This window comes from Mycolicibacterium madagascariense (genome assembly GCF_010729665.1).
Classification (GTDB): Bacteria; Actinomycetota; Actinomycetes; order Mycobacteriales; family Mycobacteriaceae; genus Mycobacterium; species Mycobacterium madagascariense.
On sequence record NZ_AP022610.1, the window covers coordinates 3,663,148 to 3,678,306 of the forward strand.

Annotated in this window: 12 protein-coding genes and 1 other RNA gene; 3 read left to right on the forward strand and 10 right to left on the reverse strand. The window is 70.2% G+C overall.

Going from position 1 to position 15,159, the window contains the following annotated elements; genetic code table 11:
- Positions 1-2 precede the first annotated feature (2 nt).
- The 4 genes from glnA to G6N60_RS17285 form a co-directional block, all read right to left on the reverse strand.
- Entirely contained in the window at positions 3-1,343 is a 1,341-nt protein-coding gene (glnA, locus tag G6N60_RS17270; RefSeq protein WP_163739548.1) for a type I glutamate--ammonia ligase, read from the reverse strand.
- A 48-nt stretch (positions 1,344-1,391) separates the two neighbouring features.
- Entirely contained in the window at positions 1,392-2,924 is a 1,533-nt protein-coding gene (locus G6N60_RS17275) for an alpha/beta hydrolase (RefSeq protein ID WP_163744132.1), read from the reverse strand.
- Between the two features lie 113 nt (positions 2,925-3,037).
- Complete coding sequence (locus G6N60_RS17280; RefSeq protein ID WP_163739550.1) at positions 3,038-4,546, reverse strand: alpha/beta hydrolase; 1,509 nt, start codon at positions 4,544-4,546, stop codon at positions 3,038-3,040.
- 54 nt (positions 4,547-4,600) lie between these two features.
- The gene (locus G6N60_RS17285; protein WP_163739552.1) at positions 4,601-5,992 is read right to left on the reverse strand and encodes a WS/DGAT/MGAT family O-acyltransferase; all 1,392 of its coding nucleotides are present in this window, start codon (positions 5,990-5,992) and stop codon (positions 4,601-4,603) included.
- A gap of 156 nt (positions 5,993-6,148) precedes the next feature.
- On the opposite strand from G6N60_RS17285, the gene panB reads away from it, so the two are divergent.
- Entirely contained in the window at positions 6,149-6,991 is an 843-nt protein-coding gene (panB, locus tag G6N60_RS17290) for a 3-methyl-2-oxobutanoate hydroxymethyltransferase (RefSeq protein WP_163739554.1), read from the forward strand.
- 3 nt (positions 6,992-6,994) lie between these two features.
- Here the strand turns inward: panB and G6N60_RS17295 are convergent, their stop codons facing one another.
- The gene (locus G6N60_RS17295) at positions 6,995-7,774 is read right to left on the reverse strand and encodes an enoyl-CoA hydratase/isomerase family protein (protein WP_163739556.1); all 780 of its coding nucleotides are present in this window, start codon (positions 7,772-7,774) and stop codon (positions 6,995-6,997) included.
- A 110-nt stretch (positions 7,775-7,884) separates the two neighbouring features.
- Here G6N60_RS17295 and G6N60_RS17300 point away from each other — a divergent pair, with 110 nt between their 5' ends.
- Positions 7,885-9,402 (forward strand): CYTH and CHAD domain-containing protein, encoded by a 1,518-nt coding sequence (locus G6N60_RS17300; protein ID WP_163739558.1) that lies wholly within the window; start codon positions 7,885-7,887, stop codon positions 9,400-9,402.
- 7 nt (positions 9,403-9,409) lie between these two features.
- Here G6N60_RS17300 and rnpB read toward each other — a convergent pair.
- Both rnpB and G6N60_RS17310 read right to left on the reverse strand, forming a co-directional pair.
- Positions 9,410-9,807, reverse strand: an RNA gene (rnpB, locus tag G6N60_RS17305) — RNase P RNA component class A.
- 105 nt (positions 9,808-9,912) lie between these two features.
- On the reverse strand, positions 9,913-11,478 hold the full coding sequence (locus tag G6N60_RS17310) for a bifunctional NAD(P)/FAD-dependent oxidoreductase/class I SAM-dependent methyltransferase (protein WP_163739560.1): 1,566 nt from the start codon (positions 11,476-11,478) through the stop codon (positions 9,913-9,915).
- Between the two features lie 47 nt (positions 11,479-11,525).
- Between G6N60_RS17310 and G6N60_RS17315 the strand changes: the two genes are divergently transcribed.
- Positions 11,526-12,113, forward strand: a complete 588-nt coding sequence (locus tag G6N60_RS17315) for a type II toxin-antitoxin system RelB family anti-toxin (protein WP_163739562.1) — start codon at positions 11,526-11,528, stop codon at positions 12,111-12,113.
- Here G6N60_RS17315 and G6N60_RS17320 read toward each other — a convergent pair.
- From G6N60_RS17320 to G6N60_RS17330, 3 genes are read right to left on the reverse strand one after another with little or no spacing between them, the layout of a single operon-like run.
- A complete protein-coding gene (locus G6N60_RS17320) occupies positions 12,110-13,192 on the reverse strand; it encodes a bifunctional RNase H/acid phosphatase (protein WP_163739564.1) in 1,083 nt (360 codons plus the stop codon). The genes G6N60_RS17315 and G6N60_RS17320 overlap by 4 nt on opposite strands.
- Positions 13,189-13,926 (reverse strand): zinc ribbon domain-containing protein, encoded by a 738-nt coding sequence (locus tag G6N60_RS17325; RefSeq protein WP_163739566.1) that lies wholly within the window; start codon positions 13,924-13,926, stop codon positions 13,189-13,191. Before G6N60_RS17325 ends, G6N60_RS17320 begins: the two co-directional genes overlap by 4 nt.
- Before the next feature lie 4 nt (positions 13,927-13,930).
- Positions 13,931-15,055: a Nif3-like dinuclear metal center hexameric protein gene (locus tag G6N60_RS17330; protein WP_163739568.1), complete on the reverse strand. Its 1,125-nt coding sequence runs from the start codon at positions 15,053-15,055 to the stop codon at positions 13,931-13,933.
- Between the last annotated feature and the right edge of the window lie 104 nt (positions 15,056-15,159).

The following is a 15,159-nucleotide window of genomic DNA, read 5'->3' on the forward strand; positions in this document are numbered from 1 at the left end:
CCCTAGAGCGACAGGTACGTCTTCAGCTCGTACGGCGTGACGTTGCTTCGGTAGTTCTCCCACTCGGCACGCTTGTTGCGCAGGAAGAAGTCGAAGACGTGCTCGCCGAGCGCCTCGGCGACCAGCTCGGAGTTCTCCATCTCGGCCAGGGCGATGCCGAGACTGCCCGGCAGTTCCCGGTAGCCCATCGCCTTGCGTTCCTCGGGTGTCAGGTTCCAGACGTTGTCCTCGGCCTGCGGCCCGAGGACGTAGTTCTTCTCGACGCCGCGCAGTCCGGCCGCGAGCAGGACCGCGAAGGCGAGGTACGGGTTGCACGCGGAATCCGGGCTGCGCACCTCGATGCGCCGCGACGACGCCTTGCGCGGCGTGTACATCGGCACCCGCACCAGAGCCGACCGGTTGGCCGCGCCCCAGGACGCCGCCGTCGGCGCTTCGCCGCCCTGCACCAGCCGCTTGTAGGAGTTGACCCACTGATTGGTGACGGCGCTGATCTCGCTGGCGTGCTCGAGGATGCCGGCGATGAAGGACTTGCCGACCGCCGACAGCTGCAGCGGGTCGTCGGGTGTGTGGAAGGCGTTGGTCTCACCCTCGAACAGGCTCATGTGGGTGTGCATCGCCGAGCCGGGATATTCGCTGAACGGCTTCGGCATGAACGACGCACGCACGCCCTCGCCGAGCGCGACCTCCTTGACGACGTAGCGGAACGTCATGACGTTGTCGGCCATCGACAGCGCGTCGGCGTAGCGCAGGTCGATCTCCTGCTGGCCCGGCGCGCCCTCGTGGTGGCTGAACTCCACCGAGATGCCCATCGACTCCAGGGCGTCGATGGCGTGGCGCCGGAAGTTGGGCGCCGAGTCGTGCACGGCCTGGTCGAAGTACCCGCCGTTGTCGGCGGGCACGGGCTCCGAGCCGTCGTAGGGCCCGGGCTCCAGCAGGAAGAACTCGATCTCGGGATGCACGTAGCAGGAGAAGCCGAGATCGCTGGCCTTGGCCAGTTGGCGACGCAGCACGTGGCGCGAGTCCGCCCACGACGGCGAACCGTCGGGCATGGTGATGTCGCAGAACATCCGGGCGGAGTGCTGTTTGCCGCCGCTCGTCGTCCACGGCAGCACCTGGAACGTCGAGGGATCCGGGCGGGCGACGGTGTCCGATTCGGACACCCGGGCAAAGCCTTCGATCGACGAACCGTCGAAACCGATGCCCTCCTCGAAGGCGCCTTCGAGCTCGGCGGGCGCGATCGCGACGGACTTCAGGTACCCCAGGACGTCGGTGAACCACAACCGGACGAACCGGATGTCGCGCTCCTCGAGCGTCCGGAGGACGAATTCCTTCTGCCGATCCATGTGCGAAGCGTAGGCACCGGCTGTTAATTCCGTGTTACGCCGCTGGTGCTAGTGCTCGCACACCAGGTTCGCCGGGGGCTGGACGGAATCGACGAGGAACGCCACCGTCGCGGAATCCACGCAGGCGTCGCCGTGGAACACCACGGTGTGCTGGGTCCCCTCGAACGTGATGAGCGACGCGCCCAGTTCGCGGGCGAGGTCCACACCGGAGTCGTACGGGGTCGCCGGGTCGTGCGTCGTCGACACCACCACGACCTTGCCGGGACCCGGCGAGGCGACGTCCTGGGGTGAGGACGTCGGGGGCACCGGCCACATCGCGCACACGTCGCTCGGCGCCTGACCCGTGAAGTCGCCGTAGGCCATGAACGGCGCCGCGGCCCGGCCCTCGCGGTCCGCCTCGGCCCACACCGCCGGACTGGTCGGATAGGGCGAGTCGACGCACCGGATCGCGGTGAACGCGTCCTGCTGGTTGGAGTAGTGCCCGTCGGAGTTGCGGCCCTGGTAGTCGTCAGCCAGCAGCAGCAGATCACCCGCGTCGGTGCCGCGCTGCAGGCCCAGCAGACCGCTCGTCAGAAACTTCCAATAGCGTTGCGTGTATAGCGCATTGGCGGTGCCGGTGATGGCGTCCTGATAGCTGAGCCCGCGCGGATCCGACGTAGGCCCCGGTCGCTGCACCAGGGGGTCGACCAGCTGGCGGTACCGCGCGACGAACTGCGTCGGGTCCTGCCCGAGCGGGCAGTCGGTGGATTGCGCGCAGGCGGCGGCGTAGTCGTCGAACGCGGTCTGGAACCCGGCCAGCTGGCGGACGCCGTCGCTCACCGGATCGGCGCTCGGATCGACGGCGCCGTCGAGCACCATGGCGCGCACCCGGTCGCCGAACAGCTGCGCATACTTCGCGCCGAGCTCGGTCCCGTAGGAGTAGCCGAGATAGTTGATCTGGTCGTCCCCCAGTGCCGCGCGGACGACGTCCATGTCCCGCGCCGTCGACGCGGTCCCGACGTTGGCGAGGAAGTCGCGCCCCGTACCGGCGACGCATTCCCTGGCGAGCTGGCGGTAGACGGCCTCGATGTGCGCGACGCCGGCCGGGCTGTAGTCCGCCAGCGGCTCGCGGCGGAAGGCGTCGAACTCGGCGTCGCTGCGGCAGCGGATCTGCGGTGTCGAGTGACCGACGCCGCGCGGATCGAACCCGACCAGGTCGAAGCGGCGACCGATGTCGGTGTCGACGAGACCCGCCGCCATGGTGGCCACGGTGTCGACGGCGGACGCGCCGGGACCGCCGGGGTTGACCATCAGCGCGCCGATGCGGTCACCGGTCGCGGGCACTCGGATGACCGCCAATTGCGCTTGCGGCCCTTCGGGATTCGCGTAGTCGATGGGCACGGTGACCTGTCCGCACTGCGCGGTCGGGAGCGTCTGGACGGCTCCGAGGAACCCGGCACAGCTGCCCCAGACCGGGGGTTGGCCGTAGGGCAGCGCGGCCTGATCCTCCGGCGCCGCCGATGCCCGCGGGCCGAGCGCCGTCGACACCAGGATGACGAGCAGCGCCGCGGTCAGCCTGCCCACCCACCACATGGCGATCATGGTGACATGCGGCGAGCGCCGGGGTACCTGGCCGGTGCGAGCAGAGACCACTCGGCAACCGTACGGTGATGCGATGGTGACCTAACGCGAACGTGATTGGTGCAGTGGCCGGATCAGCACCTGGCGCCCGGCGGCGGCACGACGACGTCGACGAGGTACTTCGCGGCGATGTCGTCGACGCACGAATTGCCTTGGAACACCACGGTGTGCTGGGTGCCGTCGAAGGTCAGCAGCGAACCGCCGAGCTCCTTGGCGAGCTCGACGCCCGCCTGATACGGCGTCGCCGGATCGTTCGTGGTGGACACCACCAGCACGGGAGGCAGGCCCTTCACGTCGATCCGATGCGGCGTGGAAGTCGCCGGCACCGGCCAGAAGGCACACGTGCCCAGGGGCGCGTGGCCCGTGAACTGTCCGTAGCTCATGAACGGGGCGACCTCGCGCGTGCGCCGGTCCTCGTCGACGACCTTCGCGCGGTCGGTGACGGCGGGCTGGTCGACGCAGTTCACGGCGACCCGGACGTCGGTCGAATTGTTGTAGTGCCCCTGCGCATCGCGGCCCATGTAGAGGTCGGCCAGCGTGAGCATGGTGTCGCCCGACCCGTTCTTCAGCTCCGTCAGCGCCTGCGTGAGATGCCGCCACAGGTTCGGTGAGTACAGCGGCAGGATGGTGCCGACGATGGCGTCGCTGTAGCTCAGGCCGCGCGGGTCCCTGGTCGCGGCGGGGTGCTGCACCAGCGGCTCGACGATGTCCTTGTAGACGTCGACGGCCTTGGTGGGGTCGGTGCCCAGCGGACAGCTCGGACTCTTGGCGCAGTCGGCGGCGTAGTCGTTGAAGGCGGTCTGGAAGGCGGCGGCCTGGCGGATGTCGGCCTCGACCGGATCCGCGTTGGGGTCGACGGCGCCGTCGAGGATCATCGCGCGCACGTTCTGCGGGTAGGCCTCCGCATAGGCCGACCCGATGCGGGTGCCGTAGGAGTAGCCGAGGTAGGTCAGCTTCTGGTCACCCAGCTGAGCCCGCATGGCGTCGAGATCCTTGATGACGCTTGCGGTTCCGACGTTGGCGAGGAACTCGTCGCCCATCTTCTGCACGCAGCGGCCGACGAAGTCCTTGGTCTCCGACTCGATGTGCGCGACGCCGGCGGGGGTGTAGTCGACCTGCGGGTCGGCCCGCAGCTTGTCGTTGTCGGCATCGGAGTTGCACCACACCGCGGGCGTGGACGCACCCACCCCGCGCGGGTCGAACCCGACCAGGTCGAAACGCTGCCTGACCGATTCTGGCAATGCTCCCACCACCGACGCGGCGGCCTGCACCCCGGACTCGCCGGGCCCGCCGGGGTTGACGATGAGGGAGCCGATCTTCTGGCCGGTGGCCTTGAACCGGATCATCGCCAGTCGCGCGACCGCGCCGTCGGGTTTGGCGTAATCGACGGGGACCGAGAGCATTCCGCACTGCGCGCCGGCCGGGATGCGGACGTCGGACGACGCGAGGTCGCACTGCGACCATTCGACCGGACTGCCCGGGCGCGGCGTCGCGATGACGCTGCGGCCGTCCACCACCCGGCTGCACCCGGCTACCAGCAACACCACGAAGGTGGCCGCGAGGACGCCGCGTCTGAAGTTCATGGCTGTCATGCTGCCATGAGCCACCGTCGCTCCAGCTGAGGGCGGTGCCCGCGACTACCGCGTGGCGGCGAGCAACTGATCCAGCGCGACGGCGAAGTCGTCGGCCATGTCCCACAGATCGGGCATCAGATCGGGACACGAGATGAGGCCGACGTCGACCGAGCCGTTCAGCGACATCACGGTGATGTTGAGGCCGGAGCCGTGGAAGATCGGACCGAGCGGGTACATCGCCTTGACCTTGGCGCCCAGGAAGTACAGCGGGTCTTGCGGGCCGGGAACGTTGGACACGACCAGGTTGTGCACGGGGGCGGCGCTCGTCAGCCGACTCGAGGCGTAGACCCGCATCGCCACGCCGAAGACCGCCGGCGCGGCGAACTGCGACCAGTCCTGCAGCAGTGTCGCCCCGATGGCCGCACTGTGTTGCTTCGCAACCGAATTCGCGTCCGCGATGAGCTTGAGCCGCTCGGCGGGATCCTCGACGTCGGTCCGCAGATTGGCGAACATGCCGGAGACCTGGTTGCGGCCCGGTCGGTCGGACTTGTCGTGGACGGACACCGGAACCATCGCGACGAGCGTGCTGTCGGGCAGCTCGCCGCGGTCCTCCAGGAAGGTGCGCAGCACACCGGCGACCAGAGCCATCACGACGTCGTTGACCTTGACGCCGAAGTGGTTCTTGACCGCCTTGACGTCCTCGAGATCGAGTTGCGCGAAGGCCACGTTGCGGCGGGCGGTGACGGTGTCGTTGAAGCGGGTCTTGGGAGCCGCGAACGGTGCGGCCATCGTCAGCCCGCTGCGGGCCCGCTTGACGGTGTCGACCACCGTCGACAGCGTGGCGGGCACGACGTCGAACAGCTTGAGCGGACGGGTGGCGAACCGCACGGCGCCGCTCACCGCGATCTCCAGATCCGAGCCGCCGCCGACGCCGTCGACCGGTTCGGGTGCGGGCGCGTCGGCCTCGGTCGTGCACAGCTGCGACATCAGGTTGGCCCCCGTCACGCCGTCGACGCCGGAATGGTGCACCTTCGTCAGGACCGCGAGCCGCCCGCCGTCGTTCGGATCGGTGCCCGCCACGTTCTCGATGACCCACATCTCCCACAGCGGGCGGCTACGGTCCAGGGTCAGCGACGCGATGTGTCCGCAGATCTCCCCCAGCTCGACGCGGCCACCCGGCGATGGCAGACCGATGCGGTGCAGGTGCCGATCGACGTCGAAGTCCTTGTCCTCCACCCACACCGGATGATCGAGGTTGAATCGGTTGTCGCCGAGCTTCTCCCGGAACTCCGGCATCGCCCTGATGCGCAGGCTCAGCGCCTCCCGCAGCCGTTCGAAGGAGTAGCCGCCGGGAATCGTCGACGTGTCGATCTCGAGCACCGAGCACACGTGCAGCGGCTGGGCCGCGGTCTCGAGGTAGAGGAAGCTGGCGTCGAGTCCGCTGAGCCGTTGCATTCCGCCGATGCTAGGCGCGTCGCCGGTATCGGTGTGAGGAAATGCACTTCACCGGGAGTTCACCTACGCCGGTCGCAGTGCCACACTGGGGAGGTCACAACGACCCGGGGACCCGAATGGGCCTCGAGGAACGCCTCGACGAGATTAGGGACAACGATGTCTGAGCAGACCGTGTATGGCGCTGTGTCCGATCCGGCCAAGCCCCGCACCAAGGTACGCACCCATCACCTGCTGAAGTGGAAGGCCGAGGGCCATAAGTGGGCCATGCTGACGGCCTACGACTACTCCACCGCCCGCGCCTTCGACGACGCCGAGATCCCCGTGCTCCTGGTGGGCGACTCGGCGGCCAACGTCGTCTACGGCTACGACACGACCGTGCCCGTGACGGCCGACGAACTCATACCCCTGGTCCGCGGCGTGGTCCGCGGCGCTCCCCACGCTCTGGTCGTGGCTGATCTGCCGTTCGGCAGCTACGAGGCGGGCGCGCAGCAGGCGCTCGCGACCGCGACGCGGTTCTTGAAGGAGTCCGGCGCTGCGGCGGTCAAGATCGAGGGCGGCGAGCGGGTCGCCGACCAGATCGCGACGCTGACCCAGGCGGGCATCCCGGTCGTGGCGCACATCGGCTTCACGCCGCAGAGCGTCAACGGCCTCGGCGGGTTCCGCGTCCAGGGGCGTGGCGACGCCGCCGAGCAGACCATCCACGATGCGATCGCGGTGGCCGAGGCCGGGGCCATCGCCGTCGTGCTCGAGATGGTGCCCGCCGAGTTGGCCACCCAGATCACCGGCAAGCTGACCATCCCGACGATCGGCATCGGGGCCGGACCGAACTGCGACGCCCAGGTGCTGGTGTGGCAGGACATGGCGGGCATGACCGCGGGCAAGACCGCAAAGTTCGTCAAGCGCTTCGGCGACGTCGGCGGCGAATTGCGCAGGGCGGCAACGCAATACGCGGCCGAGGTGGCGGCCGGTTCGTTCCCCGCCGAGGAACACTCCTTCTAGCGGCTAGGAGAACTCCGGCTTGCGCTTGCCGAGGAAGGCGTTGATGCCCTCCTTGCCGTCGGCGGAGTTCGCGCACTCGGAGATCAGCTGGGCCTCGTAGTCCAGCTGGTCCTCGAAGCGCGCGGCATAGGTCGTCAGGAGCAGCCTCTTCACCGCGGACTGCGAACCCCGCGCGCCGGCGGCCGTCTTGGCGGCCAACTCCTGCAGGCGGGTGGGCAAATCCGCGTCGGGGACGACGGCCGTCACCAGGCCCCAGTCGAGTGCCTCGGCCGCGGTCAGCACGCGGTTGGTGATCATCAGTTCCTGGGTGCGTCGCAGCCCGACGAGCCGGGGCAGCACGTACGACGAACTGCCGTCGGGGCTCAGCCCCGCCTTCGTGTACGCCATCGTGAACGACGCCGACTCCGCGGCGAGCACCAGATCCCCGGACACCCCGAGCGGGAAGCCCGCCCCCGCCGCGACACCGTTGACGGCGGTGATGAGCACCGCGTCCATCCGCGCGAACGTCGACATCGCGCGGTGCAGGTCGTCGGCGATGCCCTTGACGAACGCGCCGGGGTCGGGCGCAGCGGCCATGGCCTTGAGATCGCCTCCGGCACTGAAGAACCGGCCCGCGCCGGTCAGCGTCACCACCTTCGTCGCGTCGGTGTCGCACAGCGCGGCGGCCTCGGCCAGCTCGCGCGTCATCGTGTCGTTCAGGCCGTTGGCCGCGTCGGGCCGGTCGAGGACGATGCTGGTGACGGGTCCGGACTGCGCGAACGTCAGCGTGTCGAATTCAGGCATGCCGAGACGTTATCGCACCCGTTTGTAACGCCCCCGTCGCGCGGGGCCGTCTGTTCACTTGCGTGTGGCAACCTGTTCACCTCGTGCCCCCCAGCTCTCAGAAGGTGAAGATGCCAACCGACAAGCGCACACCGTCGCGCCACACGGAGGTCGAGCGCAAGTTTGCGGTCGTCGAGGGCACCGTCGCCCCGTCCTTCGAGGGACTGTCGGCGGTGACCCGGGTGCAGCGCACGCCCGCGCAACGGCTCGACGCGGTGTACTTCGACACCCCCGGCCAGGACCTCGCCGCGCACCGCGTGACGCTGCGTCGTCGCACAGGCGGACCCGACGCCGGTTGGCATCTCAAGCTGCCCGCCGGCGCCGATGCCAGAACCGAGGTGCGGCTCCCGCTCGGCGGAGCGGACGCGCCCGACTACGTCGTGCCCGAGGAACTGCGTGACGTCGTCCTCGCGATCGTGCGGGACCGTCCGCTGCGCCCGGTCGCCACGATCTCCACCACCCGCATCGTGGACCTGCTGTACGGGCCCGACGACGCGGTGGTCGCGGAGTTCTGCGACGACATCGTCCGCGCGTCCGCCGAATCCGACGGCCCGCCGCAGGAATGGCGGGAGTGGGAGCTCGAACTCGCCGAGGGCGTGGCGGCCGATCCCGGCGCCGCGCTGCTGGACCGACTCGCCAATCGTCTGCTCGATGCGGGCGCCGAGCCGGCGGGCCACGGCTCGAAGCTGGCCAAGGTGCTCAGCGCCACCGCGCCGAAACCCCCGCCGCGATCGAAGGACCCGGTGCACCGCGCGGTCGCCGAACAGGTCGACGAGCTGCTCGTCTGGGACCGGGCGGTGCGCGCCGACGCGTGGGACGCGGTGCACCAGATGCGGGTGGTCACCCGCAAGATCCGCAGCCTGCTGCGCGGGTCGGAGGCGTCGTTCGGCATCAGCGACGACTCGCTGCTGCTCACCGAGCTCAAGGAGCTGGCGGGCATCCTCGGCGTGGCCCGCGACGCCGAGGTGCTGGCCGAGAAGTACGCCGACGCGCTCGACGGGCTGCCCGAGGAGCTGGTGCGCGGTCCGGTCCGCGAACGGCTGGTCGAGGGCGCCAAGCGGCGCTACCACGCCGGGTGGAAGCGCACCCTGGTGGCGCTGCGCTCCGAACGGTACTTCCGCATGCTCGACGCGCTCGACGCCGTGATCGCCACGGCGCCGCAGCCGTCGCAGGACGGGGGCGACGCCGGCCAGGTTACCGTCGGCGCCGCCTACGCGCGGGTGCGCAAGGCCGCCAAGAAGGCCGACGCCGCGGCCGCGGACGACGCGGTCTCCGACCGGGACGCCGACGAAGCGCTGCACAAGATTCGCAAGCGCGCCAAGCAACTTCGCTACACGGCGTCCGCGCTGGGCGAGCCCAAGGTCGCCGAGAGCGCCAAGTCGATCCAGTCGCTGCTCGGCGACCACCAGGACAGTGTCGTCAGTCGGACCCACCTGTCGTCCGAGGCGCTCGCGGCGCACGCCGCGGGTGAGGACACCTTCACCTACGGCGTGCTGTACCAACTGGAGTCCGAGGTCGCCCGGCGTTCGGAAGAGCTACTCGGCGAGGCGCTCAAGCAGCTGAAGAAGTCGGTGCGCGCCGCCACCTGAGCGAGGGCGGACGAGTTGGCCTGTAAGCCGGATTCTGTTCCGCGCCGTCATGACTGACGGCGAGGCGGCGACCATCCATCTGGACACACCGTCACCGGGTGCCTCGAGCGGCCTACCCGCAGACTCGGGCGAGCAGCCCTCGAACGTCTGCGCAGCCGCAACCAGGTTGCGGCCTTCTTGGCCTTGCTTCGGGTGGGGTTTGCCTAGCCATTCCGGTCACCCGGAATGCTGGTGCGCTCTTACCGCACCGTTTCACCCTTACCACCCTCTCGGGTGGCGGTCTGTTCTCTGTGGCACTGTCCCGCGAGTCACCTCGGATTGCCGTTGGCAATCACCCTGCTCTGTGAAGTCCGGACTTTCCTCGAACGCCGGAGATCCGACGTCCGCGGCCGCCCGGCCAACTCGTCCGCGCGATCACCGTACTCCCCTCGCTCGACTCTGCGGTGAGGGCGTGCCTCACCGAGGCTCTCCCGCACTTCTGCGCCCTCACCGCAGAGTCGACGCCGAACCCTAGTGGCGGCGCAGCACCATGACGTTGTCGCGCCAGGTGAAGGGTTCCCCGTCGGGCCCCGTGCCATCGCGGTCCACCTGCTCGACGCGCAGGCGATCCCATTGTCCGGCAGGCAGATTCAGCTCGGCCAGCACCTCCTCCGGGCTGGGGAACGGGTGGTCGTGCGGAATCTTCTTCGCGAACGGCGGGGCGGCGGCATGGTCGACGATGACGAGCAGGCCGCCGGGCGCCACCGCCTCCGCCGCGCGACGCAGGATCCGAGGCCGTTCGAGACGCACCGTCGAGTGCAGGAACTGCGCGGAGATCAGGTCGTAGGTGCCCGCGGGGAAGGTGTCGGACAGGTCGTGGCGTTCGAAGCGGATCTTGTCGGAGACGCCGCGGCCCTCGGCTTCGGCGGCGGCCCGCTCGAGGGCGGTGTCGGCGACGTCGACCGCGGTGACCTGCCAGCCGCGTTCGGCGAGCCACACCGCGTCGCCCCCTTCCCCGCAGCCGAGGTCGAGCGCCCGGCCCGCGACGAGGTCGCCCGCGATGACGGCGAGCTGAGCGTTGACCCTGCCGCTCCAGATCTTCTCCCGTTGGCCGTAGTGCGCCTCCCAGTAGGTCTGCGCCTCCGACGTCGGCCATGGCGGCACGGGCAGTCCGAAGTCGTCGCCGAGCAGGCTCTGGACGATCGCCGCACCGGCCAGCGAGCCCGTCGCGATCGAGGCCGCGACCTGGGGCATCTGCGAGCAGACGTCACCGGCGGCGAAGACACCCTCGACCGAGGTGCGCTGGAACGCGTCGACCTGCAGTGCGTCCGCGACGACCGGGCCCGCGGCCGCCGTCGCGACCCCGAGCTGCGCCGCGAGCGGCGAACGCTGGTGCAGTGACGTGGCGACGAGCACCCCCGCGCGGGCGAGGCGGGTTCCGTCGGCGAAGACGACCTCGCGCAATTCACCTGCTGCGCCGACGAATTCAGTGATCTTCCGGTCGTCGACCCTGACCCCCGCTGCGGTCAGCGCCGCCGACTGCTCGGCATCGAGTTCGCTGCCGCCATTCGGTAGGACCACGACGTCATCGGTCCAGCCGCGCAGCATGAGCGCCATGTGCACCGCGCGATCCCCGTCGGCGAGCACCGCGAGCGGCTGGTCGCGCATCTCCCAGCCATGACAGAACGGACAGTGGAACGCCGATCTCCCCCACAGCTCCGCCAACCCGGGCAGCTCCGGCGCCCGGTAGGTCATCCCGGTCGCCAGCAGCACCTTCCGCGCGCGCACGCGGCTGCCGTCGGCGAGTTCGAGTGCCAGGCCGTCCGTAGCTGCCCTACCCGTGACCACCTCACCCCGGCGAACCTCGACGCTCGGATACGCCTGCAGTTCGGTGCGACCGGCGTCGTAGAGCGCGGACGGCGGCTGACCGTCGTGCCCGAGCAGCCCGCCGATCCCCGGTGCCGGGAGGTTGCTCTGCGCACCGGCGTCGACCACCAGCGTGTGCCGCCTGGCCCGCCCCAACGCCAGTGCCGCACTCAGACCCGCCGCTCCGCCACCGACGACGACGCAATCCCATTCGTTCGCTTCGTGATCCATGACGTCCACCTTGCCGATCCGAACGCGAACTGCCAACATCTTTTGCCATGCAGGCAAAGAGCGCCGAGGACGTGGACCTAAGGGTCCGTCGGCGGCTACGCGAACTGCGCACCCAGCGGGGGCTGACGCTCGAGGAGGTGGCCACCAGGGCCGACCTCGACGTGTCGACGCTGAGTCGGCTCGAATCGGGCAAGCGCCGCCTGGCGCTGGACCATCTGCCCCGGTTGGCCGCGGCGCTCGCGGTGAGCACCGACGATCTGCTGCGTGCGCCGGACACGGAGGACCCACGGGTCAGGGGCACGGCGCACACCCGCCACGGCGTGACCTATTGGCCGCTGACCAACGACGGGCCGGCCGCCGGACTGCACGCGTTCAAGATCCGGGTCAGCGCGCGCCGGCGCACGCCGCCCGACGTGCTCCCCGTGCACGACGGTCAGGACTGGATGTACGTCCTCGCCGGACGTCTGCGGCTGATCCTCGGCGAGCGCGACTTCACGATCAAACCCGGTGAGGCCGTGGAGTTCTCGACGTGGACGCCCCACTGGTTCGGTGCCGTGGACGGTCCCGTGGAGGCGGTGGCGATCTTCGGTCCGCACGGGGAACGACTGCACCTGCACCGCGACGAAGGGGCCTAGTCGAGATACGCCGTCTCGTTGACCAGCCGGACCGACGAGCCGCCGTCGGGGTAGAACTCGGCGATCGACAGCGACGCCAGGTCGAGGTGCAGGCGGTACAGGATGCCGGGCCCGGCGTCGAGGGCCAGCCGCAGCATGGTCTTGATCGGCGTCACGTGCGACACCACCAGGACCGTCGCATCGCCGTACTGCGCAATGAGCCGACTGCGCGCCCGCCCGATGCGCGTGGCCACGGCGTCGAAGCTCTCACCGCCGGGAGGGGCCACCCCGGTGTCGCGCAGCCACCGACCGTGGACGTCGGGGTCACGCTGCGCCGCCTCGCCGAACGTCAGCCCCTCCCACTCGCCGAAGTCGGTCTCGATGAGGTCGTCGTCGACCGTGACGTCCAACCCGAGGGCCTTGGCTGCGAGCGTGGCGGTCTCCAACGCGCGCTGCAGCGGCGAGGACACCACGGCCGTGACACCGCCCCGCTGCCCAAGATGACGGGCGGCCGCCTCGGCCTGGCGCCGGCCGACGTCGGTCAGCGCCGGATTGCCGCGGCCGGAGTAGCGCCGATCCACCGACAGCGCGGTCTGGCCGTGGCGCAACAGCAGGAAGCGGGTCGGGGCACCGCGGGCACCCGTCCAGCCGGCGGGTGAGATGGCTTCCGCGGCAGACGATTTGGGCTCGGAAACGTCGGCCGCCGCGTCCATCGCCTCGTTGGCCAACCTGTCGGCATGGGCGTTCTCGGCGCGCGGAATCCACCGGTAGTCGACGTCGTCGAAGCCCGCCGCGAGGTCGAGGGCTTGCTCGCGCAACGGGATCAGATCGGGATGCTTGACGCGCCACCGGCCCGACATCTGCTCGACGACGAGCTTGGAGTCCAGCTGGGCGAGCACCTCGGTGGCCCCGGCCTCGGCGGCCGCCTCCAAACCCGCGATGAGCCCGCGGTATTCGGCGACGTTGTTGGTCGCGACGCCGATGGACGCGCTGCTCTCGGCGAGGACGCGGTCGTGGTCGGCGGACCACACCACGGCGCCGTATCCGGCGGGCCCCGGGTTGCCGCGCGCTCCGCCGTCGGTCTCGACGATCACTCTCATTCGCTGAAGTCCCTGACGCGCACCAGGATTGCCGAGCACTCCGGACAACGCAGCACCTCGTCCTCGGGGGCGGCGGAGATGCGGGCCAACTCCCCCCGATCGATCTCGATGCGACACGCACCGCACCGGCCGCCCTGCAGCCGGCCCGCCCCGACACCGCCACCGGCACGCTGCCGCTCGTAGAGCGCCACCAGGTCGGCGTCCACCGATGCGGACACCTCGGCCCGTCGCTCGGTCGCCTGATGCCTGGCCTCGTCGATCAGTACCAGCGCCGCGTCGCGGGCGGCCCGTGCCGCGGCCAGCTGGGTCTGCAGTTCGTCGATGCGGACCAGCTGCTCGGCCCGATCGCTCTGCAGCGTCTCGCGGCGCTCCATGACCTCCAGCAGCGAGTCCTCCAGACTGCCCTGCCGGCGTTCCAGCGTCTCCAGCTCGTGCTGCAGTTCACCGACGTGCTTGACGTCGACCGTGCCGCCGTCGAGCAGCGCACGGTCGCGGTCCTCGCGCTTGCGCACCGACTCGATCTCGGCCTCGAACTTGGCGATCTCGCCGTCCAGGTCCTCCAGCGCGATGCCCAGCGCCGCGAGCGCATCGTTGGCCGCCCGGTGAGCGGCCTGCACCTCGTCGAGCGCGCGCTGCTCGTCGAGGTGCGTGGCGCGATGGGCCAGACGGCCCAGTTCGGCGTCGAGCTTGGCCAGTTCGAGAACCGAACGTTGTTGCATCTCTTGAGCCTTCATTGCGCTATGCGTCCTTCTCTAGATTCCATGGATCCGTGCGGATCTGGCTGACGCGCACGTCGAGCGCGTCGCCGAACTGCGCGCTGAGCAGCGCGCCGGCTTGGTGGCACCACGGGTATTCACTGGCCCAGTGCGCGACGTCGACGAGGGCGACGTCGGAGACCCGCAGGTGCTCGTCGGCGGGATGGTGCCGCAGATCCGCCGTGACGTAGGCGTCCACACCCGCCGAGGCCACCGTGTGCAGCAGCGAGTCCCCCGCTCCCCCGCACACCGCGACGCGGCCGATCACCGCATCGGGATCCCCCGCGGCGCGGACTCCCCACGACGTGGCGGGCAGCCCGCGGGAGACCCGGGACACGAACTGCGACAGGGTTTCTCGCGCAGGCAGCGCGCAGATGCGGCCGATGCCGACGTCGGAGGGCAGCGGCGCGAGCGCGAGCACGTCGAAGGCGGGCTCCTCGTAGGGGTGCGCGGCCCGCAGCGCGGCCAGGACTGCGCCGCGGCGGCCCGCGGGCGCGACCATCTCGATCCTGTCCTCGGCCACGTGCTCGACCGATCCCACGGTCCCGATGGCCGGGGACGCGCCGTCCAGTGGCAGGAACTGACCGCTGCCCGCGACGCTCCAACTGCAGTGCGCGTAGTCACCGATGTGGCCGGCTCCGGCGTCGAACATGGCCTCGCGCACGGGTTTTGCGTACTCCGGGGGGACGAACACCGCCCACTTGTCGAGGTGCTCGCCGGCGTCGGCCGGGGACAGCACGCCCTCGACGACCAGACCGAGCGCCTCGGCGAGGGCGTCCGACACGCCGGGAGCCGCGGAGTCGGCGTTGGTATGAGCGGTGAAGAGGGCACTGCCGCGGCGGATGAGGCCGTGCACGATGGCGCCCTTCGCCGTGTGAGCGGCCACCGAGTCCACGCCCCGAAGCAGCAGCGGATGGTGCGACAGCAGCAGGCCGCGCTCGGGTGTCTCGGCGACGGTGGCCGCGGTGGCGTCGACCACGATCGTCACCGAGTCGACCGATTCGCTCGCGTCGCCGCAGACCAGCCCGACGGAGTCCCAGTCGGCCGCCAGGTGCGGCGGGTAGGCGGCCTCGAGCACGCCGATGACGTCGGACAGTCGCGCGCTCACCGCGAGGTACCCGCCGTCGTGGCGGCCCGCGGTGCCACACCGCGGCTCCGCGCTTCGAACGACCGGGAAGGACTGCCCACAAGAAGACAGTAGACAATGGACGG